The organism is Xanthomonas sp. fls2-241-TYG-148, from assembly GCF_030208815.1.
GTDB classification, from domain to species: domain Bacteria; phylum Pseudomonadota; class Gammaproteobacteria; order Xanthomonadales; family Xanthomonadaceae; genus Xanthomonas; species Xanthomonas campestris.
In genome coordinates this window covers 221674-243580 of sequence record NZ_JARVTE010000018.1, presented here as the reverse complement: position 1 = coordinate 243580, position 21907 = coordinate 221674, and the positions used below count along the sequence as shown (strand labels likewise).

The following is a 21907-nucleotide window of genomic DNA, read 5'->3' as shown; positions in this document are numbered from 1 at the left end:
GCACCATCCTAGCGATTCACGCGCGTCGCCGGAACCGCCGCCCCCACGTAGGAGCGCGCTTGCGCGCGATGACGCGTTCCCGTGAATGCCTATCGCGCGCGCGCGCTCCTACGCGAAGTCAGAACGATCGATTAGGCCTGCGCGGCGCCCAACATCACCGTGGCGCGCCCTTCTGCCAGCAACTGGTCGCCGTGGGTGAGCCGGAAGCTGTACTGCTGGCTGTCCTCGCCCTGCAGCAACACCTGCGCTTCGCAGGTGATCGCATCGGGCAGGTCATCGAGATAGGCCACGTGTACCTCCACGCCGCGCAGCGCCACCAGCATGCCCGGGCGCACCGGTTTGCCCGATGCCTGCCCCAGCAACCCACCGTGCACCGCCATCGCCTGCGCGCCGTATTCGCACAGATGCAGCGCGCGCAGGCGGCCATCGGCACGCAACGGGTGCTCGGCGCTGTGATGCGCGCGGCTCTGCACCACGATGCGCTGCGCGTCCCAGTCCAGCACCGCTTCCCACAGGCACATGGCGCCCTGGTGCGGAATCAGCGCCGCAATCGCCTCACGTCCGAGCATCGGTCACCTCGCCTGCGGGGCGTTCCAGCGCCGGCTCACGCGACACCAGCAACGCCAGGATGAAATTGAACAGCACGCCTAGTGCGACCGTGCTGCCAATGGCGCGTAGCACCGGGATGCTGGAGGCCGCCAGCAACGCGAACACCAGCAGCGTCATCAGGCTGCAGACGATCAGCGCGTGCAAGGTGCGCAATTGATCGGCGTGATCATCGCCGGCATGGTCGAAGAACAGCGCGTAATCCAGGCCCAGCCCCGCGGCAAGGATCAGCGCGATCAGATGGAACAGGTTGAGCTCCACGCCCATGCCGCGCAGGATCGCCAGAATCAGCACGCTGGTCAGCGCCATCGGCAGCAACACGCGCACGATGCGACGCGGGCTGCGCAGCGCAATCGCCACCGTCGCTGCCAGCAACAACGCGGCCAGCAGCAGCGCACCGAGTACGCGTCCACGGTAGGCGGCGACCAACGATTCGGACGCCTCCTTCAGATCGAGCAACTGCGCGCCGCTGCCTTGCACGGCGCTGGCGATGACGGCCGGATCGCGTAGGCCGGTCAGCGATACCAGCGCAGTGCTGCGGTCGCTGCGCCCCAGCAACAGCCCGCCGACCGACGTCGCCAGCGGCGAGCCAGCCAGATCCTTCGGCGTCAGCGGCGCGGCCTGCTTGGCGGTCTGCAGATCCTGCAGGAACGGCGCAAACACATCGCTGCGAAACGGCGTGGCTGCCACCGCTTGCTGCAGCAGCGCGCTGGCTTGGGCTGCGTCGGGCAACGCGGCCTGGCGTGCCTGCTGGGTCTTGGCGCTGGGCAAGTACCGCGCCGCCATGTCGTAACCGACCAAGGCACCCTCACGCACCAACGCATCCAGACGCGGGCGCAAACGCTCGCTGGCCTGCAGCGCGGCTTCGTCCGATGGCGCGGACAGCGCCAGCACATACCGCACATCCGGTGCGCCCAGTTCCTGGCGCAAATGGGTGTCCTGCGCCAGCGCCTTGGGCGGCACCGGAGTGAGTTTGGACAAGTCGTTCTGCCAGAACTGCCCAGGCGCAAAGGCAATCACCGCGATGCCGACCACCGCAATCACCGCCAGGCTGATGCGCGGGCGTGGCAGCCGCGCAATCGCGCGCCACAGCGCGGCCAGCAGGCGCGAATCGGCATAGTCGCGCGGCGCCGGATCGATCAACCACGGCAGCAGCCAACGCGTGGTGACCGCCGCAGTGGCCAGGCCGGCAATGGTGAACACCGCCAGCTGACGCAGGCCGTCCACACCGGAAAACAGGAAGGTCACATACGCAATGCAGGTGGACACCACGCCGGTGGCCAGGGTGGGCCACAGATGCCGCGCATTGGCGCGTGGATCCAGGCCAGGGCGTTGATGACTGAACAGGTGAATCGGGTAGTCCTGCACTACGCCGATCAAGGTGAAACCAAAGGCCACGGTGATGCCGTGCACGCCTTCGAACAGCAACGCCACTGCGCCCAGGCCTGCCAGCCCGGCGCTGGCCAGCGGCAGCACGCCGAGCACCGGAATTTTCCAGCTACGGTAGGCCACCAGCAGCAACAGCACCAGACCCACCGTGTCCAGCGTGCCGATCCACTGCGCCTCGCCCTGCGTGCGCGCGGTGATCTCCACCGCGAACGCACCCGGGCCGGTCAGCGTCATCCGCGTGGCGGTGCCGGCGCTGACCTTGGCAAAGGCCGCCTGCACGGCGTCGTAGGCCAGTTGCTGGCCGGTCGGGTCGAAGCCGGCGGCACGCGTCTGCACCACCAGCAGCGCCGAGGTGCCGGCACGGTCGAACCAGACCTCATCGTGTGTCTGCGGCGCGGCGGCTGGCTGCAAGGTTTCGGCCAGATGCAGCACTTCCAGCGTAGGGTCACGCGGCAGCAGCGGTTCCACCATCGCGCCGGCGGGCGAACCCAGATCCTGCACGCGCGCCTGCAGCGCCGTCTCCAGCGCAGCGGCATCCAGGGGTGCGGCATCGAAGCTGTCGCTGAGCAGGTAGCGGTACGGCAGCAGGCGCTGCGGAATCGCCTCCAGGCCAGCGCTACCGCCATTGCCGACCAGCTCGAACAGGTCCGGCTGCGCGGCCAGTGTGCGATACAGCGCGCGCGACTGCGCCGCCAAGGTCGCCGGGTCGCTGTTGGATAGCGACATCAACAACAGCCGCGAGCCAGGGCCTTCGCCGAGTTCTTCGATCAACAGCTTCTGCGCCGGCGTGCGCGGAGCGGGCATGAATTTACGCAGGTCACCGGAGACCTTGAGCGTTTCGCTCAACCAGAAACCAGCCACCGCCAGCAGCGCCAACCACAGCAGCGCCAAGCCGATGCGCCGGTTGGCATTCAACTCAAACGCCATGTGCCAGCTCCCGCTGCGTGGCCGAACGTGCACTGGCCGCACGCGCGGCATCGGGCAGCAACAGTGCTTTCAGTTTGCTGAGAGCGGGCATGAACTTCCTTAAATCGCCCGACACCTTGAGCGTTTCGCTCAACCAGAAACCGGCTATTGCCAGCAGCGCCAGCCACAGCAGCGCCAAGCCGATGCGCCGGTTGGCATTCAACTCAAACGCCATGTGCCAGCTCCCATGTCATGGCACCACGTGCACCGGCCGGGTGCGACATCAAGAGGTGCTGGCGCTGTGCGCTGCCGATGGGCGCGATCACGCCGCCGGGCCGTGGCACAGGGTGGTGAGCGCCGCCGCGTCGGTCACGGCCGCCGCATCGCGTGCCGCACCGGCCAGCAAGGTGCGTTGCACATCGCCCTTGACCGGCACACTTTCGATGCAGCGCAGCTCATCGCCACGCCCGTACAGGCGCAACTCGCGCACCTGCTTGGCCACGGCCGCATCCTTGGGCTGCAACTGCAGCTGCCAGGCCTGCGGCCGGCCCTGCCCGCTGACGCGGTACTGCTGTTCCAGCAAGGCGCGATCGCCGGACAGCAGCGCACCGAAGCCGGACTTCAAGCCGGCCAGTTCGGGGACGCGGCTCAAGGAAAAACGACGCGGCGATTTGCCTTCGCGTTCCAGCACGCCTTCGTCGCCGCGCAAGGTGGTCGTCTCGCGATACGGCGCGCTGACCTCGCGCACCAGGGTTTGCGCATCCGGGCGGCGGTAATGGCCCTGCACGCGCAGCGGCGACTTCAGCAGCGCCGAGCCACGCAACTCCACGAACTCGGTGCTGACCGGGGCCGGGCGTGCCAGGCGTTGCAGCACCTGGCCTACATCCAGCGCCTCAGGCGGTGCGGCGCATAGCGGTGCGGCGCTGAACAGCAGTATCAGCATCCACGGCAGGGTGCGGCGCATCGGCATGATGGGTGTTCCAGAAATCGTAGAAGTTGAACCAGTTGTACGGCGCGTAGCGTGTGTAATGTTCCAGCCTGGCGGCGTAATCGCGCATGAGCACGGCCAGCACCGGCGCACGCTGGCGACGCGGCACGTCCAACCCTTCGCTGAAGGTCTCGAACGCCAGCTCGTAATGGTTGCCGCCGCGGTACAGGCCGAAGGCCAGCACCACCGGCACCTTGAGCGCAGCGGCAATCAGCCACGGCGAGGTCGGGAACATCGCATTACGGCCGAGGAACATCGCCGGCAACGCCGGGTCGCCCTCGCGCGGGCGATCGATCAGCAGCGCCACCAGCGCGCCGGCGTCGGTGGCTTCCTTGATCGCCATGACGATCGAGGTCGCATCCATCCCGGCATCGATGATGTTGGCGGCCAGCTGCGGATTGAGCGCGCCCAGCAGATCGGTCATGGCGCGGTTATGCGCCTTGTCCAGCACCACCTTGACCTGCACGTCCGGGCGTTCGGTGGCCAGCACACGCAACGCATCGAAACTGCCCAGGTGCGAGCCGAAGATCAGCACCCCACGGCCGCGGTCCATCTGCGTGTGCAGTTGATCCAGTCCGGTGATATCGACCTGGAAGCGCTGCATCTGGCCGCACAGCATGTACACGCGGTCCAGGATGGTGGAGGCAAAGGTATGAATATGGCGCGCCACATCGCGCACCGTGGCCGGCCGGCCGAGCACACGCGCCAGGTAGGCGCGCGAGGCGGTGCGCTCAGGCCCGCGCACCAGCAGGAAGTACAGCGTGATCGGATACAGCAGCGCGCGCCCGACCGAACGCCCGGCGTGCCGGGCAATGCCACGGATCAGCCACAGCGCGAAGCGACCGCCGCCCTCGGGGCGTTGTTTCCAGTGATTGCTCATGCCGCCGCCTCCGCCACCAGCTCGCCACTGACCAGCAACTGGCCGTCGCGCTGCACGCGGAAGCGCCAGCGCGGGCCATCGCCTTCCAGCGTCACCGAGGCCGTCTGGCCAGGCAACAACGGTTGCACGAACTTCACCTGCGGCAAGCGTGCGGGCGCACGCGCACCGTGCACCGCTTCCACGGCCTGCAGCACGTGGTCGAGCACCACCACGCCAGGCACCACCGGGCGACCAGGAAAGTGCCCAGGCAGGGAGGGATGATCATGCGGTACGACGAAATCCATAAGCGTGGAACTCAGATCCTGGGTTGAAGCATTGCAGCCACCATACGGTGTGCCTGCTCGGTCAATTGTTGGCGGTCCGGTGCGTCCGGCCCGGTGACCGGGATGGGGGCGCCGATGCGCACGCGGATCACACCGGGCCTGACCCGGAACAGCCCGTCCACCGGCAACACCTTGCCGCACCCATCCACGGCCACCGGCACCACCTGCACACCAGCATCGATAGCGGCCTGCAGTAGCCCGGCCTTGAATGGCAATAGTGCGCCTGTGCGGCTGCGCGTGCCTTCGGGAAACAGACACAACTGTTGGCCATTGCGCAGCAAGGCGGCTGCCTGCCGGCGCACCATCGCACCGGCGCGGCGGCTGTCGCGGTCCAGGAACAGCATGCCCGTGGCGCGCGCATACCAGTTCACGAACGGCACCTTGAGCATTTCTTCCTTGAGCAGGAAGCGCAGCGGCACCGGCAAGGCGTAGAACAACGCGCAGATGTCGATGATCGACTGGTGGTTGCTGACGAACAGATAGTTCTTGGACCAGTCCACGCGTTCGCGACCTTCCACGATCACCTTGGCACCGGCGCCGCGAAACAGCACCGGCGCCCACATCCAGGCGCCCATGCGCAGCAGCCGGTCCGCATCGCGCGTGATCGCCAGCAGCACCAGCGCATACACGATCCCGCCAGCGGTAAACGCCAGCGTGAATGCGAATTGCAGCAGGTTGAACACAGCCCACGCCAAGCGCGACGGCATCCTTGCCAACGGCATTTTTGTCTTGTCCCCGAAAATGTGCACGTACGTCGGTGCCCCTGGCTACACCGTCAGCGTAGCAAATCGCGCCAGAATTCCGGCCCGAGCTGCGCCATCTGGCGCAAGAAGTCGGGCAGATTACGATAGGGGCGCTGCGGAAACCAGCGGCCGCGCAACAGATATTCGCCAACGAAGAACCCGCCGACCACGCCATAGGCCAGCAGATTGGCGAACAACGAGGCGCGCGCGTCGCTGATGGGCAGCGGTGAGGCGTAGCCCAGCTGCGCCAGCACGCCACTGGGTTCGGCGCACAGCCCCAGCACCAGATTGACCAGGGTCAGCAGCGACAACAGCACCGCCCAGCCCAGCGTGAGCCGGCGCGTGTAGGTGTATTGCGCAGGGGTGATCGGCATGCCCGCCTGGCGGTACAGCCCTTCCACGATGCGGGTGATCAGCGGCGTGCGCCCGCGGCGCAGGCTGCGGCCGAAGAACCAGGCGATCCAGCCGGTGAACACCACCGGCGGCGCGGCCAGCAGCAGCATGGCGTAGGGCGAATGCCACAGCGCGCCAAGCCCCACCAGGATCAGCGCCGCCAGCGCCCACGCCCACAAACGGCGGCTGGCTAGCGGCTCGATCAACACCATGGCCAGCAGCAGGCCGCCTGCGATGACGGCTAAGTCCGAGCGATGCGTGGCGTTGGCCCAGTGCGCCAGCGGCGAATACGCCACGGCCAGCAGCACGCCCAGCCCCAACACCCACGGCGCCGCCTGCGCAGGCGGCGTGGCCGGGACTTCAGGTGGTCTTGTTGGCTTCGACATGCGCCGACAATGCGCGCAGCGACGCGAAGATGCGACGGTTCTCGTCGTTGTCCGAACGCAGCTGGAAGCCGTAGCGCTTGCTGATCGCCAGCGCCAGTTCCAGCGCGTCGATCGAATCCAGCCCCAGGCCGGTATTGAACAGCGGCGCTTCCGGATCGATGTCGGCGGGCTGGACGTCTTCCAGGTTCAGGCTTTCGACCAGGAGTTCGGCCAGTTCACGTTCGGCAGCGGTTTGCGAGGACATCCAGGGAGCTTCCAGGCTGAGGGGTGCGGGTAACGATTGCGGTGATCGGCGCCAGGGCATAACTGCCCCGGGCCGCCGGGCAGGCTATCATGACTCAATGACGCTCGCCCGCTGCAGGTTCGTTCCAGGATGACTTCCACTGTTGTTCGCCCCACCCCGTCCGCCATGCCGGCAGCCGGGCAGGCTCCCGGGCCGGAGTGTCCGGATGTACTGATCATCGGCGGTGGCCCCGCCGGTTGCGCCGCCGCCATCGTGCTCGCGCAGCAGGGCTGGGCCGTGACGCTGCTGGAAAAAGAGCAGCACCCGCGCTTCCACATCGGCGAGTCGCTGCTGCCGATGAACATCCCGATCCTCGAACGCCTGGGCGTGCTGGAGCAGGTGCGCGCCATTGGCGTGCTCAAGCGTGGCGCCGACTTTCCCAATGATGCCGGCGGCTACAACACCTTCCGCTTTTCGCATGCGCTCGATGCCAAGGCCGACTACGCCTTCCAGGTGCCGCGTGCGCAGTTCGACCAGGTGCTGTTCGCGCGGGCGCGGGAGGTTGGCGTGGATGCGCGCGAACAGGTCAAGGTGGAGAGCGTGGCGTTCGATGGCGAGCAGCCGGTACTGCAGGCACGCGGCGTGGACGGCGTGCAGCAGTTCCGCCCGCGTTATCTGCTCGACGCCAGCGGCCGCGACACCTTTATGGGCAATCGCCTCAAGCTCAAGCGTGCCAATGCGAAGCACCAGTCGGCGGCGGTGTTCAGCCATTTCCGTGGGGTGACCCGGCGCCCGGGCGAGGACGCCGGCAACATCAGCATCTACCGCCATGCGCATGGCTGGATGTGGCTGATTCCGCTCCCGGACGATGTGATGAGCGTGGGCGCGGTCTGCTACCCCGACTACATGAAGACCCGCAAGGGCGACAGCGAAGGCTTTTTGCTGCGCACGCTGGCGTTGAATCCGGAAGTGGCCGCGCGCATGGCCGATGCCGAGCGCGTGGCGCCGGTGCACGCCACCGGCAACTACGCCTACGAATGCACGCGCATGAGTGGCCCGCGCTGGCTGCTGCTCGGCGATGCCTACACATTTGTCGACCCGATGTTTTCCTCCGGCGTGTTCCTGGCCATGCACAGCGCCGAACGCGGCGCGGCCATGGTGGATGCGGTGCTGCGCGCGCCGCAGCGCGAAGCCAGCCTGCAGCGCGCGTTGTCGCGCGAGCTGGCGCGCGGCCTGAGCGAGTTCAAGTGGTTCATCTACCGCTTCACCTCGCCCACCATGCGCGCACTGTTCGCGCAGCCGCAGAACGTGTGGCAGGTGGAACAGGCGGTGGTGGCGATGCTTGCCGGCGATGTGTTCGACAGCCCCAAGGTGCGCCGCCGCTTGCGCGTGTTCCGCGCCATCTATTCCGTCACCGCGCTGTCGATGCTGCCGCGCGCCTGGCATGCCTGGCGGCATCGCCGGCGCCAGGCCCGGCTCGGCTTCGACGGTGACACCTTGCACAGAGACGCTCCATGACCGCGCCAACGCTCCAGCCCAACCAGACCGTGCGGCATCCGCGCCTGCAGGTCGACTATGCCGCGCAGACCGATCCCTCCACGCTGCTGCAGGATGCGCAGGTGCTGGCGGTGTTCGGTTTCGGCGATGCCGCGCCGCGCCTGGACGACCCGCGCTATTTGCGCGTGCCATTGCAGCCGTACGCGGCCGATGTGCTGGAAGTCTGGCGCACCGACGCACCGGTGCGCAGCGGCCGCGACGGCAACATTGCCTGGTCCAGCGACGGCCGCCTGCAGTTCGGCGTGATCGAGATCGATGAGCAGGATGTCGAGATCGAAGAAGCCGCCGCCAAGGCGTATGCGGAGATCACCGCGTTCGTCTCCGGCAGCCAGACCCCGCGCCTGCTGCGCATCTGGAATTACCTGGATGCGATCACGCTGGGCAGCGGCGACCGCGAACGCTATCGGCAGTTCTGCGTGGGCCGTGCGCGCGGCCTGGGCGCCTTCGATGTTGCGCAGTTGCCCGCCGCCACTGCCGTGGGCCGCTGCGATGCCGAGCGCATCATCCAGATTTACTGGCTGGCCGCGGCCGACGCCGGCACGCCACTGGAAAATCCACGCCAGGTCAGCGCTTACAACTACCCGCGTCAGTACGGCCCGCAGCCGCCAAGTTTTGCCCGCGCGATGCTGCCACCGGCCGGCGGCGACATGCCGCTGCTGCTATCGGGCACCGCGGCGGTGGTGGGCCATGCCTCGATGCACACCGGCCAGTTGCTGGCGCAGCTGGAAGAAACCTTCGCCAACTTCGACGCCCTGCTCGGCGCCGCGCGCCAGCACGCACCCGGCCTGCCGGCGCAGTTTGGCGCCGGCACCCGCCTGAAGGTCTACGTGCGCGAACGCGACGATCTACCCAAGGTGGCCCAGGCCCTGGACGCACGCTTCGGCGACGCGGTCCCGCGCCTGCTGCTACACGCGGTGATCTGCCGCGACGAACTGGCAGTGGAAATCGACGGCGTGCACGGCTGAGTCATGGCGCGCACTGGCTGATGCACGTGGTGGCCTGCGCGGCGGCACGCGCAAACACCTCAGCTACTGAGCAACCCCAACACCAGATCGCGCGGCAGCTTGCCGGTTTCGTTGCGTGGCAGGGCGGCGAGCTTGCGCAGGCGGCGCGGGAGGAATACCGGGTCGAAGCTGCCGCGCAAGGCGGTGAGGATCTGTGCCTCGTCCAGGCTCGGGGCCACCACCAGCGCGGCGATGCGGCCCACCGATTGGCCGTGTTCCGGCGCGAGTTGCACGATGGTGCCGTCGACCACGCCCGGCACGGCGAGCAGGCGGCGGGTGAGATCTGCGAGCGAGGCGCGTTTGCCGGCGATTTCCAGCAGATCGGCCTGGCGGCCACGCACCTGGAAACGGCCATCGGCGGCCACGTCCATCATGTCGGCCAGCAGCACCGGGCTGGCCAGATGCGGCGCATGCACCAAGGTGCCGGCGGCCTGCGACTCCAGGCGCACGCCGGGCAGCGGCGTCCAGGCGGCTTCCACGGCGGTACGCCGCACCGCAAACACGCAGGTTTCGGTGGAGCCGAACATCTCGCGCACTTCCCCGCCAAAGCGCGCTTCGGCGGCGGCCGCCACCTCCTGCGTCAGCGGTGCGGTGGCCGAGACGATGCCTACCAGCGGCGGCAGGTGCACGCCCGATTCGACCAGCGCGCGCAGATGCACCGGTGTGGTCACCAGCACACGCGGTTCGGGAATCTCCGCAAGCGCACGCGCCACATCGTCGGGAAAAAACGGCCGGCCGGCATGCACCGCCAGTGCGGTGACCATCGGCAGCAGCACCGACAGCTCCATGCCGTACATGTGTTGTGGCGGCACGGTGGCTACCACGTGCGGCACCGCGTCGGTGTGCGCCCACAGACTCTGCAACGCCACCAGATCCTGCCGCGTGCTGGTCAGGAAACTGCCCCAGGTCTTGGGATTGGGTTGCGGCGCGCCGGTGCTGCCGGAGGTGAAGCCGATCGCCACCAGGGCGTCGTCGGCCAGCACCGGTACCGGGCCTTCCGAACGCGGCAAGTCCGCCGGCAATTGCCAATAGCGCGGGGGCGCCAGTTCCAGCGCCAGATCACCCAGGCAGTACGCATCGGCGTGGCGCGCCTGCACTTCGCCCACCACCGCCGGCGCACGCGAAGACGGCAGCAGCGACACCTGCCCACGCACCGCGCAGGCATAAAACGCCACCATGAAGCGATAGCGGTCCTCGCACAAGTTCACTGCGTGGCGGCCGTCGGGCAGCAACTGCGCCAGGCCATGCACGTGCGCGATGAAGGTGGCCAGGTCCACCGCCTGCCCGTCGCGCCACGCCAACGGCCGGCCGGGTTCGCCAACGGCCAACGGATGGGACAGCGGAGTGGACGGACTGGGCATGGGCACCGAGGATCGCAAAAGCGCGCTAGCTTGGCGGCCCCCTGCGCTGCTGGCAAGTCGGGGCATTCCTGGCATTGGCTGATAGTCGGCGCTCATGACGGCGCGTGTTCGCGGCAATGTCGCAACTTCGCTGCTGTGTGCAGGGCGGCGTGGCACCGGAATGCGCGCGTGGGAAGCGTAGAGCGCTTGGCACACGCGCTGATAGGCGCCGCATAAATATGCACGCATCGCCGACGCCTGATTCGTGCAGCAATCCCGCGCTCGTCGCCGGATGAGCGTCAATGCAAGCGCTCTGCCGCTGACCCACCGACACACGCTGCGATCGTGAAACGCCGTTGATCGCCACACTCCCCGGCACACGCGCCTGCCTCAATCGCGGCCGCCTCGCACGACAAGGCAGTCCGCAGCGCGGCTCTAGTCCAGCCTGCTTCAATCACAGCAATGGCCACCAATGACCCGCACACAGACGCCATCACGCATGACCTGTGGCCCAGCCCCGTGCGGAAACGAACTGCTAGGCTTGCCCGCTCTTCTCGCGTTTCGATCCTGCCCGATGCCCAGATTGTTGCCGTTGTCCCTCCTGTTGCTGGCCGCCACTGCGCAGGCGCAGTCCACCGCACCGCTCACCATCGAACAGGTGATGGCCGACCCGGACTGGATCGGGCCGTCGGTCGAGCAGGCCTGGTGGCAATGGGACGGCAAGCAGGTGCAGTACCAACTCAAGCGCGAAGGCAGCCCGGTGCGCGATACCTATCGCCAGCCCGCAGCGGGCGGCACCGCCGCCGAGCGTGTGGCCGACACCGCGCGTGCGGGGCTGGATGCCGCCAACCCGAGCTACGACGCCGGCCGGCAACGCATGCTGTTTGCGCGCAACGGTGACATCTTCCTGCGCGATCTGCGCTCCGGGGCGCTGACCCAGCTGACCCGCAGCAACGAGGTCGAATCGCGCCCGCAATTCGCCAGCGATGGCGGTGCGATCTGGCGCGCCGGCAACAACTGGTACCACTGGCGTGCCGATGGCGGCACCGCGCAGGTGGCAGTGGTGAAGGCCGAGCGCGATCCCAACGCCGCGCCCAAGGCCGATGTGCTGCGCGAGCAGCAACTGGCCACCCTGGCCACCTTGCGCCGCGACCGCGAGCAACGCGAGGCGCTGCGCACCCAGGACGATGCCTGGCGCCGCGCCGACAGCACCCGCGCACCGGCACCGGTGTATCTGGGCGATGAGGTGGAGATCGTCGACAGCGCGCTGTCGCCGGATGGACGCCATCTGCTGGTGGTCACCCAGGCCAAGGGCGCCGACGAGGGCCAGGACGGCAAGATGCCCAAGTACATCACCGAATCCGGCTACGAGGAATTCCAGGAAGTCCGCACCCGCGTTGGCCGCAACGCCCCGGTGGCGCACGCGCTGTGGCTGGTGGACGTGGCTGCCGGCAGTGCCAGAGCGCTGTCGTTCGACCCGTTGCCCGGCATCGCCACCGACCCGCTGGCGGCGCTGCGCAAGGCGGCCAAGAAAGATCCGCTCAAGGGCAACCGTGCCGTGCGCGTGGAAAGCGACGGCGATGGCAGCGGCCCGGCCGTGCACTGGAGCGATGACGGCCGCAACGTGGCGGTGGAAATCCGCGCCGTGGACAACAAGGACCGCTGGATCGCCAGCGTGGATCTGGACGATGCCAAGCTGCAGCCGCGCCATCGCCTGAGCGACAGCGCCTGGATCAACTGGGGCTTCAACGAATTCGGCTGGCTGCCGGACAACCGCACGCTGTGGCTGCTGTCGGAAGAATCCGGCTATTCGCAGCTGTACACGGTGGAAGGCAATGGCAAGCCACGCCAGCGCACCCGCGGCACATTCGAAGTATCCGCACCGGTGCCCAGCGCCGATGGCAGCGGGATGTTCTTCCTGTGCAACCGGAAATGGCCGGGCGATTACGAGGTGTGCAAGCTGGATCTGCGCACCGATCAGCTCAGCGAAGTCACCGCGCTCGACGGCGTGGAAGATTTCAGCCTGTCGCCGAACGGCCAGCAGGTGCTGGTGCGTTATTCCGGCAGCTACCTGCCCCCGCAGTTGGCGGTGGTGCCGGCCGCTGGCGGCCAGGCCACGGTGCTCACCGACACGCGCACCGCTGCCTTCAAGGCGCAGCCGTGGATCGCGCCGCAATACGTGCAGGTGCCTTCAACGCACGGCGCCGGAACGGTGTGGGGCAAGTACTACGGCCCGCAGCATCCCGAGCCCGGCAAGCAGTACCCGATCGTGATGTTCGTGCACGGCGCCGGCTACCTGCAGAACGTGTCGGCGCGCTACACGCCGTATTTCCGCGAGCAAATGTTCCATAACCTGCTGGTGCAGCAGGGCTATATCGTGCTGGATCTGGACTACCGCGCCTCCGAAGGTTACGGGCGCGACTGGCGCACCGCGATCTATCGCAACATGGGCCATCCGGAACTGGAAGACTATCTGGACGGCCTGCAGTGGCTGGTCGACACCAAGCAGGGTGATCGCGCGCGTGCCGGCATCTACGGCGGCTCCTACGGCGGTTTCATGACCTACATGGCGCTGTTCCGCAGCCCGGGCACGTTCAAGGCCGGCGCCGCGCTGCGGCCGGTCGGCGACTGGATGCAGTACAACCACGAGTACACCTCCAACATCCTCAACACGCCCGACCTCGACCCGCAGGCCTACAAGACTTCCTCGCCGATCAACTATGCCGAGGGCTTGCGCGACCATCTGTTGATTGCGCACGGCATGATCGACGACAACGTGTTCTTCAAGGACTCGGTCGACATGACCCAGAAGCTGGTCGAGCTGCACAAGGACAACTGGCAGGTGGCGCCGTATCCGCTGGAGCGCCATGGCTTCACGCGGGCTGATTCGTGGCTGGATGAGTACAAGCGCATCCTCAAGCTGTTCAACGAACAGGTGAAGCCGTAACGGCAGCGGTCTTGCCAGGGCGATGCGTCGTGTATCGCCATGGCGTGGAGGTAATGCCGACATTGCGTTCGCCGCCCTCCACGCTGGTGCGGTTACACAGTGCGAGCGCCAGCGCGTTTGATTCGCAGATAACCACGTGTGCAGGCACCAGCATGCTTGCAGAGTGTCCGAGTGACGCGATCGCAGGTAGGAGCGCACCTGCGCGCGATGGGACTTACCGGTAAAGCCCTGTCGCGCCCAGGTGCGCTCCTACGACGGATGCTGCGCTGAGAGGCATCCGCAAGATCGGTCACCCGTGCATTGGGTTCGCGGGAAATCGCATATGTGGGGGTCTCTTCTCATCGACGTGCTTGTGCAGAGTCCGAGCGACACGAATCACCCGTAGGAGCGCACCTCGGCGCGACGGGACTTCCCGGTAATGCCCTATCGCGCCCAGGTGCGCTCCTACGGTGGATGTTGCGGCTAGGAGGAACACGCGAGATTGGCTGCCAGCGCTGCGTCGACCCATGATCGGAGCGGTGCATGCCGACCACGCGTGCGCGCACGGCAGTGACGCTGCAACGCACTCACCCCACCCTACGTGTCACCCATTAAGCTTGGTGCAGGATCGGCAGCAGGCGTGCGTGCATGCGCCCCGTGCGTCGGTCCGCTGCCTGACCGGTGCGCCACCGGCCGCGCGGCGCCATCCACTCCTCAATCGGCGCGTAGAAGGGATCGCGATGGGCCTGTGGGACCGTTTGTTTGGACGCAAGACCCCGGCGACACCGCCGCTCGCCGCAGCGCAAGCCGCCCCTGCCGCGGATGCAGACGCCGCTGCCGACATCGATCCACAGCTGCAGCCCGCGCTGGCGCTGTTCCAGCAGGGCGATCACGTCGGTGCGTACAACGCCGCAGTGGCGCATCTGGACGTGGGCGCAGATGCGCACCGCCTGTGCGCGATCTCGCTGAGCGCCCTGGGCCGGTACCACGAAGCCTTTCCGCATTGGCTGGCGTTGTTCGAGGTGGAGCAGAGCGCGCACAACGCGCTGCAACTGGTCACCACCTCAGTGATGTGCAACGAAATCGACCGTGGCGAAGCCTGGCTGATGAAGTTCGACCGGTTGAACGAGCAGGAACGCGCTACCTCGCCGGCCACCGCGCGCACCAATTTCCTCAGCGCGCTGACCCAGGCCGGCCACGGCGAGCATGCATTGCCGCACCTGGAATGGCTGCGCGAAGCGTATGCCGGCATGTCGATCACCGATGGGCATTTCCTGTTCGTCCGCGGGCTGCCGTTCTTCGAAACGTTTCTGGAGCGCAGCACACCACTGTTGCGCGTCTGCCTGCCCGCCGATGCGCTGGCCGACTGGTATCTGCAGATGCAGCCGGCGCTGGATGCACCGGGCCAGGCGGCAGTGGCCGCGCACGTCGCCTCACTGCAATGAGCCGCACGCCGGCACCGGCAACGCGCGGCGGGTTCGTCACGCCAATGGCGTGGGTGTCGCTGCTGCTGGGCGTGGCCAGCGCGCTGACCAACCTGCTGCAGATCCTGCTGATCGTGCTGGTGCCCGGCTCCCCCGCGCTGCCACTGCCCCCGGGAATGCGCATGCCCGCCTCCTGGCAATGGCTGATCGACCATGGGGTGAGCCTGTCGGTGCTGGGCGTGGTGCTGTCGGTGGCCTTCGCCTGGATGAGCTGGGCCTTGCTGCAGCGGCGTGAGTGGGCGCGGATCGGCTTCGTGCTGGTGCTGGTGATCACCGGATTGCTTAATTTCGGTGGCTTGGCCCTGATCGGGCCGCTGTTCGATGGCCTGCAGTCGATGCTGCCGGCTGACATCCTGCACAGCCCGGAGTGGCCGCAGATGCAGGCGCGCCTGCAGACCACGCGGCTGATGGCGCTGGTGCTCACCGGCATCGGTGCGCTGGTGATCGCGCTGTTTCAGTGCGCCCTGGCATGGCGGCTGTGCGCGCCTGCGGTGCGCGCGGAGTTTGCGCCCTCGCCACGGGGCTGATCGTTCGCCTGGAATCACGGCTGGGAGCGGTTGTCTTCAAGCGGAGGGGCCTTGCGTGCGTGGCGGCCTCGCCGCCTGCGAGGCACGCCGTCGATCCAGCCCGGAAAACGCCTTCGCGACCGCCCTGCCGCCCCAAGCACCTGCACGCGGTGATGGCACTGCACCTCCACGGTAGATCGGGCGTTGTGGCGACGACCTGGCGGCCCTGCACGCGGACGACCAGACGACCCACCGCGTCGCACCGCGGCACCTTGGCGCGTGTGCGAAATGCACGCAGCCCGGTGCACCGCTTAGAATCAAAGCATGAACGAATTCGACCGTGTACGTGACTATCTGACCGATCTGCAGGACCGCATCTGCGCCGCCGTGGAAGCCATCGATGGCAAGGCGCGGTTTGCCGAAGACCTGTGGCAACGCGCGGAAGGCGGCGGTGGGCGCACCCGCATCCTGCGCGATGGTGCCGTGTTCGAACAGGCCGGCATCGGCTTTTCCGACGTGTCCGGCGCGCGGCTGCCGCCCTCGGCCAGCGCGCATCGGCCCGAGCTGGCCGGCGCCACCTGGCGCGCCTGCGGGGTGTCGCTGGTGTTCCACCCGCACAATCCGCACATCCCGACCACGCACGCCAACGTGCGCTACTTCCGCGCCGAGCGCGACGGCGAGATGGTGGCCGCCTGGTTCGGCGGCGGCTTCGACCTGACCCCGTTCTACCCGGTCGACGAAGACGTCATGCACTGGCACCGCACCGCACAGGCGCTGTGCGCGCCGTTTGGCGAGGAGCGTTACGCCGCGCATAAGCGCTGGTGCGACGAGTACTTCTTCCTGCGCCACCGCAACGAGACCCGCGGCGTGGGCGGGCTGTTCTTCGACGACCTGGGCCAGGACTTCGAACGCGACTTCGCCTACCAGCGCGCGGTCGGTGACGGCTTCCTGGACGCCTACCTGCCGATCGTCGAACGCCGCAAGGACACGCCCTACGGCGAGGCTGAGCGCGCCTTCCAGCTGTACCGGCGTGGCCGCTACGTGGAGTTCAACCTGGTCTACGACCGCGGCACCCTGTTCGGGCTGCAGAGCGGTGGCCGTGCCGAGAGCATCCTGATGAGCCTGCCGCCGCAGGTGCGCTGGGAATATGGATTCCAGCCGCAGCCGGGAAGCGCCGAAGCACGCCTGGCCGATTATTTGATTCCGCGCGATTGGCTCGGCTGAATGTCCAGACGCGTCACCGATGAAACACAGTGTTGATTCCCAGATTAAATCACCCCTATTTAAATTTGTGATTGCAGACGAAACCAGGTCGCCCCGTCATTCGATGAACTGGTTATGTTGCGCTGCACGCAGTGACGCGTGCATTGTGGCTCTCAGCACGCTCAGTAAAAGCGCTGAAGAGTGCCATCCGCCTCTGCCGCTACGCTGTAGGCGCTGAGCCCGATTCACCGCTGTAGCACTGCGGCATACATGGCCAGCATGAGAAATCACGGGCAATAAAAAGCCCCGCAGACCAGGGGGAGGTCGGCGGGGCCAGGGAACGGAAACTTGGGGAGGAGTTTCCGCTCCGAGATCTGCTCCAGGGGATGGGAGAGATCTGCCGACAGGCGTTGCGCCCGTCGAGGGATATAACACCATTTTCTACATTGATGGATCGTGAAGATCGCCGTTAAGAATTTGTAGAATTTAGCGGTTATTCAGTGCGGCGGCGCGATGCGAGTTTCTGAATATTCTGATCTGCGTATTCAGCATACAAGGCATGCACCGCACCATCAATGCGCCTCGTCCCAGTTATCGCCCACGCCCGAATCGACCACCAGCGGCACGCGCAGGCTGGCAGCTGCGGACATGCGTGCGGTGACCTCGGCCAGCAGCGTGTCGACGAAGTCGGCGTCGGCCTCGAACACCAGTTCGTCGTGCACCTGCAGGATCATCAGGGCGCGCTGCGCGTGATCGGCAATCCAGCCATCCACGCTGACCATGGCGCGCTTGATGATGTCGGCGGCGGTGCCCTGCATCGGCGCGTTGATGGCCGCGCGCTCGGCGCCGGCGCGTTGGCCCTGGCTGCCAGCGTTGATGAAGTCCAGATACAGCCGGCGGCCGAACACGGTTTCCACGTAGCCCTTGTCGCGGGCCTGCTGGCGGGTGGTTTCCATGAAGTCGCGCACGCCCGGGTAGCGGCTGAAGTACAGCGCGATGTAGTCCTGCGCCTCGCCACGGCCGATGCCGAGCTGGCGGGCCAGGCCGAACGCACTCATGCCATACATCAGGCCGAAGTTGATCGCCTTGGCGGCGCGGCGCTCATCCCCGCTGACGGTATCGATGGTGCGGCCGAACACTTCGGCGGCGGTGGCACGGTGCACGTCGGCGCCGGATTCGAATGCGCCGACCAGGCCGGGGTCGCCGGACAGGTGCGCCATGATGCGCAGCTCGATCTGCGAGTAGTCGCAGGCAATCAGCTTGCGTCCGGCCGGGGCGACGAAGGCGCGGCGGATGCGGCGGCCGTCTTCGGTGCGGATCGGGATGTTCTGCAGGTTGGGGTCGGACGAAGACAACCGCCCGGTGGCCGCGCCGGCCTGGTGGTAGCTGGTGTGCACGCGCCCGGACTGCGGGTGGATCATCTCCGGCAGCTTGTCGGTGTAGGTGCTGCGCAGTTTGGCCAGGCTGCGGTAGTCCAGGATCACCCGCGGCAGTTCGTGCTGGTCGGCGATGGCTTCCAGGGCTTCTTCGTTGGTGGACGGCTGGCCCTTGGGCGTCTTGACCACGGCGGGGAGCTTGAGCTCGTCGAACAGCAGTGCCTGCAGCTGCTTGGGCGAGTCCAGGTTGAAGGTGCGCCCGGCCAGTTCGGTGGCCTTCTGCTGGGCGGCGAGCATGCGCTTGGACAGGTCCGCGCTCTGGCGGCGCAGTTCGGCTGCGTCCACGCATACGCCGTTGGCCTCGATGCGCTCCAGCACGCCCACCAGCGGCATTTCGATCTCGCGGTAGACACTCTCCAGCGCCGGCTCGGCGGCCAGGCGCTTGCCCAGCACCTGGTGCAGGCGCAGGGTGATGTCGGCGTCTTCGGCGGCGTAGCGGGTGGCGTCTTCCAGGCTGACCTGGGCGAACTTGATCTGCTTGGCGCCCTTGCCGCAGATGTCTTCGTACTTGACGGTGTCGTAGCCCAGGTAACGCTTGGCCAGGCTGTCCATGTCGTGGCGGGCACTGCCGGAGTTGAGCACGAAGCTCTCCAGCAGGGTGTCGTCGGCGTAGCCGGCCAGGGCGATGCCGTGGCGGCGCATCACGTGCAGGTCGTACTTGCCGTGCTGGCCGAGCTTGCGCACCGCCGGGTCGGTCAGCAGCGGCGCCAGCTGCGCCAGCGCCTGCGTGCGGTCGAGCTGGGCTGGTGCGCCGGGGAAGTCATGGCCGAATGGCAGGTAGGCGGCCTGGCCGGGCTCGGCGGCGACGCTGAGGCCGATCAGGTTGGCCTGCAGCGCGTCCAGGCTGTCGGTTTCGGTATCGAAGGCGAACTGCCCGGCCGCGCGCAGCCGCGCGATCCAGCTGTCGAGCTGCGCCTGGGTGAGGATGGTCTCGTACTGGCCGGGCGCCGACAGCGCCGGGTCCAGCTCCACCGGAGCGGCAGCCGGCGCCGACACGAAGCCGGTGCCGCGTGCACGGCCAGGCTCGGTGCGCGCCACCGCCATCGGTGCGGTCAGCGCGCCGGCCTCGGCGGCGGCGCCACCGAGTTCGCGCAGCGCCTGGGTGAAGCCGTAGCGCGCGTACAGCACCGCCAGCGCTTCGGCGTTGGGCTCGCGCAGGTCCAGCGCGCGCGGGCCACTGGCCAGCACCACGTCGGTCTTGATGGTGACCAGCTCGCGATTGAGCGGCAGCCGCGGCAAGGCGGCGCGCAGGTTTTCGCCGATCTTGCCCTTGATCTTGTCGGCATTGGCGATCACGCCGTCGAGCGAGTCGTATTCGGCCAGCCATTTGGCGGCGGTCTTGGGGCCGCACTTTTCCACACCGGGCACGTTGTCGACGGTGTCGCCCATCAGCGCCAGCAGGTCGACGATCTGGTTCGGGCGCACGCCGAACTTGGCGATCACCGCCTCGTCCGAATCCATGCGGCTGCCGCTCATGGTGTTGACCAGTTCCACGCCCGGGCGCACCAGCTGTGCGAAGTCCTTGTCGCCGGTGGAGATGGTGACGGCCAGGCCGTCGCTGGCGCCTTGCAGCGCGAGCGTGCCGATCACGTCATCCGCTTCCACGCCGTCGATGCGCAGGATGTCGATGCCCAGCGCATGCACGATGTCGCACATCGGCTGCACCTGCGCACGCAGGTCGTCGGGCATCGACGGGCGATTGGCCTTGTAGTCGGCATACAAGTCATCACGAAATGTCTTGCCGGGTGCATCCACCACGAACGCCACATAGGCCGGGCGTTCCTTCAAGGTGGCGCGCAGCATGTTGACCACGCCGAACAACGCACCGGTGGGCTCGCCCTGGGCATTGGTCAGCGGCGGAAGCGCGTGGAACGCGCGATACAGGTAACTGGACCCGTCGATCAGGACTAATCTGCTCATGCCGTAATTCTACGCTGCACGCCCACGCCACACCCGGCCAGCGCATACTCGGTGACGACCTCACACGGACCATCACGATGAAGAGAGCAAGTCTTTTGCTGTTGCCGCTGCTGCTGCTCGGCGGCTGCGCCACCACCGGTGGCGGCGGCGATGTGCCGGCCAATGCGGATGTCACCAGCAAGACCATGGGTAACGGCGACAAGGTCGACGAATACCGCGTCAACGGGCAGCTGGAAATGGTGCGCGTGACCCCCGCACGTGGCGCGCCGTACTTCCTCTACGATCGTGACCATGACGGCCATACCGACGCCGAGCGTGACAAGGTCAACAAGACGTATTGGCAGTTGTATAGCTGGTGATTGGGGAGCGGTGATTGGGAATTCGGGATTGGGGATTCGCTAGGCGAAGAGCTTAGCGATTGCGTCGCCCGGCGCTTGTTTGGTGCGTCCTGAAGGCGTCGTGCGTGCTGTAGATGCTGCGGGCCAATCGGGCCCGCAGATTTCGGTGCGACGGAGCACCAGAGCAGGCGTGCTGGGCGAGCGGATTCGGCAATCCTGTAGCGCCCGGCGAGCGGCTGGTAGCGCCGCTACTTTCGCCCTGCAGCAGCTGACAGTGGTGAGCGCGTTGCTCAGCTGTTCTCCAGCGGGCCGGTGACGCGTTGCAGTTCATCGATCCCGCCTGGCGCCAGTTCCTTCATCAGTGCCAGGAAGTCGCAGCCAACCAGTCGCTGCGCGCGCCGCAGCAACATCGGCACCGGGCTGGACGGTTCGTTGCGGGCGTAATAGGCGCATATCTCCTCCAGCCGCCGCATGACATCGTCCGGGCCGGCGATTTCCCCAGTGCGACGCGCCGGGTTGCCCGCAGCGGTGGCAGTGTCATCACCTGAATGCTCGGTGGCGTCGACGGCCTCTTCCGTGCTGCCCTGGCGCGCCTGCCAGTGCGGCAGCACGAAGCGCTCCAGATCGCGCAGGTCGGCCAGCAGCGGGCGCAGGTCCGGCGCGGCGGTGCCGAGCTGTTCGGTGAGCAAGGCATCGATCGCCCGTGCGGTGGCGGCGGCGTCGGTAATCGCCTTGGCCGAGGCCGCCAGCGTGTCGAGCGGGCAATCCAGGCAGCAGGCTTCGATCTCGGCCAGGCTGGGCACGGCCTGCCCTTCGGCCAGCTTGAGGCTGCCGTTGGCGGCGCGCAGGTCACGCAGGCTGAAGCGGCCCAGCCGCGGCGACTGCACGAAGGCGGTGGTGCGCAATGCGCCAAGCAGGCCCATCGGGTCGCTCAGGCCCACCAGCGCGTTGACCCGCGCGGTGGGGTCGTTGTCGTCGTCGGCATCCAGTTGCGGGTGCACGCTGTCCCAGTGCTGGCCGAGCAGGCCGTGGATCAGCGCCAGGGCGTCTGCCCAGCCGGGCAGGCCGCGCAGCCGCAGCCAGGCGGCGCCGAGCTTGCTGGCGATGCGCAGGTCGCGGCTGCGCCGGCTCAACTCCAGCGCCAGCGTCTGCACTTTTTCCCAATCCGGCTCCTCGGCGGCGATCACGCTGTCGCCGAGCGTGCGTTCCGGACGGATGGCCGATTCGCGCTCCAGGCGCAGGAAATCCGGGTCGTACTCCAGGTCCGGGCCGGCTGGCGCGTCATCGCCAACCGGTGCCAGCAGGGGGTCCAGCGCACTGTCGTCTTGCATGGCACAGGCTCCATCGAAGAGCCGC

General features: G+C 67.4%; 19 protein-coding genes. 7 read left to right on the top strand and 12 right to left on the bottom strand.

The features are described 5' to 3' along the window. Nucleotides 1-131 precede the first annotated feature (131 nt). From QRM60_RS17465 to xanC, 9 genes are all read right to left on the bottom strand, one after another. Complete coding sequence (locus QRM60_RS17465) at nt 132-569, bottom strand: phosphotransferase (protein WP_285446720.1); 438 nt, start codon at nt 567-569, stop codon at nt 132-134. After that, nucleotides 556-2922: an MMPL family transporter gene (locus tag QRM60_RS17460; RefSeq protein WP_285446719.1), complete on the bottom strand. Its 2367-nt coding sequence runs from the start codon at nt 2920-2922 to the stop codon at nt 556-558. The genes QRM60_RS17465 and QRM60_RS17460 overlap by 14 nt, the downstream gene beginning before the upstream one ends. Further along, the gene (locus tag QRM60_RS17455) at nt 2912-3136 is read right to left on the bottom strand and encodes a hypothetical protein (protein WP_040942050.1); all 225 of its coding nucleotides are present in this window, start codon (nt 3134-3136) and stop codon (nt 2912-2914) included. The genes QRM60_RS17460 and QRM60_RS17455 overlap by 11 nt, the downstream gene beginning before the upstream one ends. 87 nt (nt 3137-3223) lie before the next feature. Continuing rightward, nucleotides 3224-3871, bottom strand: a complete 648-nt coding sequence (locus tag QRM60_RS17450) for a LolA-related protein (protein WP_011039078.1) — start codon at nt 3869-3871, stop codon at nt 3224-3226. Next, nucleotides 3795-4769, bottom strand: a complete 975-nt coding sequence (locus tag QRM60_RS17445; protein ID WP_011039079.1) for an acyltransferase — start codon at nt 4767-4769, stop codon at nt 3795-3797. The genes QRM60_RS17450 and QRM60_RS17445 overlap by 77 nt, the downstream gene beginning before the upstream one ends. Further along, nucleotides 4766-4993: a dehydratase gene (locus QRM60_RS17440; RefSeq protein WP_014506154.1), complete on the bottom strand. Its 228-nt coding sequence runs from the start codon at nt 4991-4993 to the stop codon at nt 4766-4768. The genes QRM60_RS17445 and QRM60_RS17440 overlap by 4 nt, the downstream gene beginning before the upstream one ends. A 71-nt stretch (nt 4994-5064) precedes the next feature. Continuing rightward, nucleotides 5065-5814, bottom strand: coding sequence for a lysophospholipid acyltransferase family protein (locus QRM60_RS17435; RefSeq protein ID WP_011039081.1), 750 nt, complete (start codon nt 5812-5814; stop codon nt 5065-5067). Nucleotides 5815-5867: 53 nt separating this feature from the next. Further along, nucleotides 5868-6551 carry a ketosynthase gene (locus QRM60_RS17430; protein ID WP_016944514.1) on the bottom strand — a complete coding sequence of 228 codons (684 nt, stop codon included), beginning with the start codon at nt 6549-6551 and terminating at the stop codon, nt 5868-5870. Nucleotides 6552-6588: 37 nt separating this feature from the next. Then, nucleotides 6589-6858, bottom strand: a complete 270-nt coding sequence (gene xanC / locus QRM60_RS17425; protein ID WP_011039083.1) for a xanthomonadin biosynthesis acyl carrier protein XanC — start codon at nt 6856-6858, stop codon at nt 6589-6591. A 165-nt stretch (nt 6859-7023) separates the two neighbouring features. On the opposite strand from xanC, the gene QRM60_RS17420 reads away from it, so the two are divergent. Next, nucleotides 7024-8355: an NAD(P)/FAD-dependent oxidoreductase gene (locus QRM60_RS17420; protein ID WP_014506150.1), complete on the top strand. Its 1332-nt coding sequence runs from the start codon at nt 7024-7026 to the stop codon at nt 8353-8355. Continuing rightward, the gene (locus QRM60_RS17415) at nt 8352-9359 is read left to right on the top strand and encodes a pteridine-dependent deoxygenase (protein WP_161963541.1); all 1008 of its coding nucleotides are present in this window, start codon (nt 8352-8354) and stop codon (nt 9357-9359) included. Before QRM60_RS17420 ends, QRM60_RS17415 begins: the two co-directional genes overlap by 4 nt. A gap of 59 nt (nt 9360-9418) precedes the next feature. Here QRM60_RS17415 and xanA2 read toward each other — a convergent pair whose 3' ends face one another. Continuing rightward, a complete protein-coding gene (gene xanA2 / locus QRM60_RS17410) occupies nt 9419-10759 on the bottom strand; it encodes a xanthomonadin biosynthesis 3-hydroxybenozate--AMP ligase XanA2 (protein WP_183111877.1) in 1341 nt (446 codons plus the stop codon). 553 nt (nt 10760-11312) lie between these two features. Between xanA2 and QRM60_RS17405 the strand changes: the two genes are divergently transcribed. From QRM60_RS17405 to hemF, 4 genes are all read left to right on the top strand, one after another. Next, nucleotides 11313-13685, top strand: coding sequence for a S9 family peptidase (locus QRM60_RS17405; RefSeq protein WP_285446718.1), 2373 nt, complete (start codon nt 11313-11315; stop codon nt 13683-13685). A gap of 719 nt (nt 13686-14404) precedes the next feature. Further along, nucleotides 14405-15109, top strand: coding sequence for a hypothetical protein (locus QRM60_RS17400; protein WP_285446743.1), 705 nt, complete (start codon nt 14405-14407; stop codon nt 15107-15109). Then, nucleotides 15106-15675 carry a hypothetical protein gene (locus QRM60_RS17395; protein WP_285446717.1) on the top strand — a complete coding sequence of 190 codons (570 nt, stop codon included), beginning with the start codon at nt 15106-15108 and terminating at the stop codon, nt 15673-15675. Before QRM60_RS17400 ends, QRM60_RS17395 begins: the two co-directional genes overlap by 4 nt. A gap of 303 nt (nt 15676-15978) precedes the next feature. Beyond that, nucleotides 15979-16878: an oxygen-dependent coproporphyrinogen oxidase gene (gene hemF, locus QRM60_RS17390; RefSeq protein ID WP_011039090.1), complete on the top strand. Its 900-nt coding sequence runs from the start codon at nt 15979-15981 to the stop codon at nt 16876-16878. A 551-nt stretch (nt 16879-17429) separates the two neighbouring features. On the opposite strand, the gene polA is transcribed toward hemF, so the two are convergent. Next, nucleotides 17430-20213 carry a DNA polymerase I gene (gene polA, locus QRM60_RS17385; RefSeq protein ID WP_119960913.1) on the bottom strand — a complete coding sequence of 928 codons (2784 nt, stop codon included), beginning with the start codon at nt 20211-20213 and terminating at the stop codon, nt 17430-17432. Between the two features lie 77 nt (nt 20214-20290). On the opposite strand from polA, the gene QRM60_RS17380 reads away from it, so the two are divergent. After that, on the top strand, nt 20291-20572 hold the full coding sequence (locus QRM60_RS17380) for a DUF2782 domain-containing protein (RefSeq protein WP_011039092.1): 282 nt from the start codon (nt 20291-20293) through the stop codon (nt 20570-20572). A gap of 269 nt (nt 20573-20841) precedes the next feature. Here QRM60_RS17380 and tssA read toward each other — a convergent pair whose 3' ends face one another. Beyond that, nucleotides 20842-21882, bottom strand: a complete 1041-nt coding sequence (tssA, locus tag QRM60_RS17375) for a type VI secretion system protein TssA (protein WP_285446716.1) — start codon at nt 21880-21882, stop codon at nt 20842-20844. Nucleotides 21883-21907 lie beyond the last annotated feature (25 nt).

Coding starts and splice junctions, on each gene's coding strand:
- QRM60_RS17465 (WP_285446720.1), bottom strand. CDS start 569: ATGCTCGGACGTGAGGCGATTGCGGCGCTGATTCCGCACCAGGGCGCC.
- QRM60_RS17460 (WP_285446719.1), bottom strand. CDS start 2,922: ATGGCGTTTGAGTTGAATGCCAACCGGCGCATCGGCTTGGCGCTGCTG.
- QRM60_RS17455 (WP_040942050.1), bottom strand. CDS start 3,136: ATGGCGTTTGAGTTGAATGCCAACCGGCGCATCGGCTTGGCGCTGCTG.
- QRM60_RS17450 (WP_011039078.1), bottom strand. CDS start 3,871: ATGCCGATGCGCCGCACCCTGCCGTGGATGCTGATACTGCTGTTCAGC.
- QRM60_RS17445 (WP_011039079.1), bottom strand. CDS start 4,769: ATGAGCAATCACTGGAAACAACGCCCCGAGGGCGGCGGTCGCTTCGCG.
- QRM60_RS17435 (WP_011039081.1), bottom strand. CDS start 5,814: ATGCCGTTGGCAAGGATGCCGTCGCGCTTGGCGTGGGCTGTGTTCAAC.
- xanC (WP_011039083.1), bottom strand. CDS start 6,858: ATGTCCTCGCAAACCGCTGCCGAACGTGAACTGGCCGAACTCCTGGTC.
- QRM60_RS17420 (WP_014506150.1), top strand. CDS start 7,024: ATGCCGGCAGCCGGGCAGGCTCCCGGGCCGGAGTGTCCGGATGTACTG.
- QRM60_RS17415 (WP_161963541.1), top strand. CDS start 8,352: ATGACCGCGCCAACGCTCCAGCCCAACCAGACCGTGCGGCATCCGCGC.
- xanA2 (WP_183111877.1), bottom strand. CDS start 10,759: ATGCCCAGTCCGTCCACTCCGCTGTCCCATCCGTTGGCCGTTGGCGAA.
- QRM60_RS17405 (WP_285446718.1), top strand. CDS start 11,313: ATGCCCAGATTGTTGCCGTTGTCCCTCCTGTTGCTGGCCGCCACTGCG.
- QRM60_RS17400 (WP_285446743.1), top strand. CDS start 14,405: ATGGGCCTGTGGGACCGTTTGTTTGGACGCAAGACCCCGGCGACACCG.
- QRM60_RS17395 (WP_285446717.1), top strand. CDS start 15,106: ATGAGCCGCACGCCGGCACCGGCAACGCGCGGCGGGTTCGTCACGCCA.
- hemF (WP_011039090.1), top strand. CDS start 15,979: ATGAACGAATTCGACCGTGTACGTGACTATCTGACCGATCTGCAGGAC.
- polA (WP_119960913.1), bottom strand. CDS start 20,213: ATGAGCAGATTAGTCCTGATCGACGGGTCCAGTTACCTGTATCGCGCG.
- QRM60_RS17380 (WP_011039092.1), top strand. CDS start 20,291: ATGAAGAGAGCAAGTCTTTTGCTGTTGCCGCTGCTGCTGCTCGGCGGC.
- tssA (WP_285446716.1), bottom strand. CDS start 21,882: ATGCAAGACGACAGTGCGCTGGACCCCCTGCTGGCACCGGTTGGCGAT.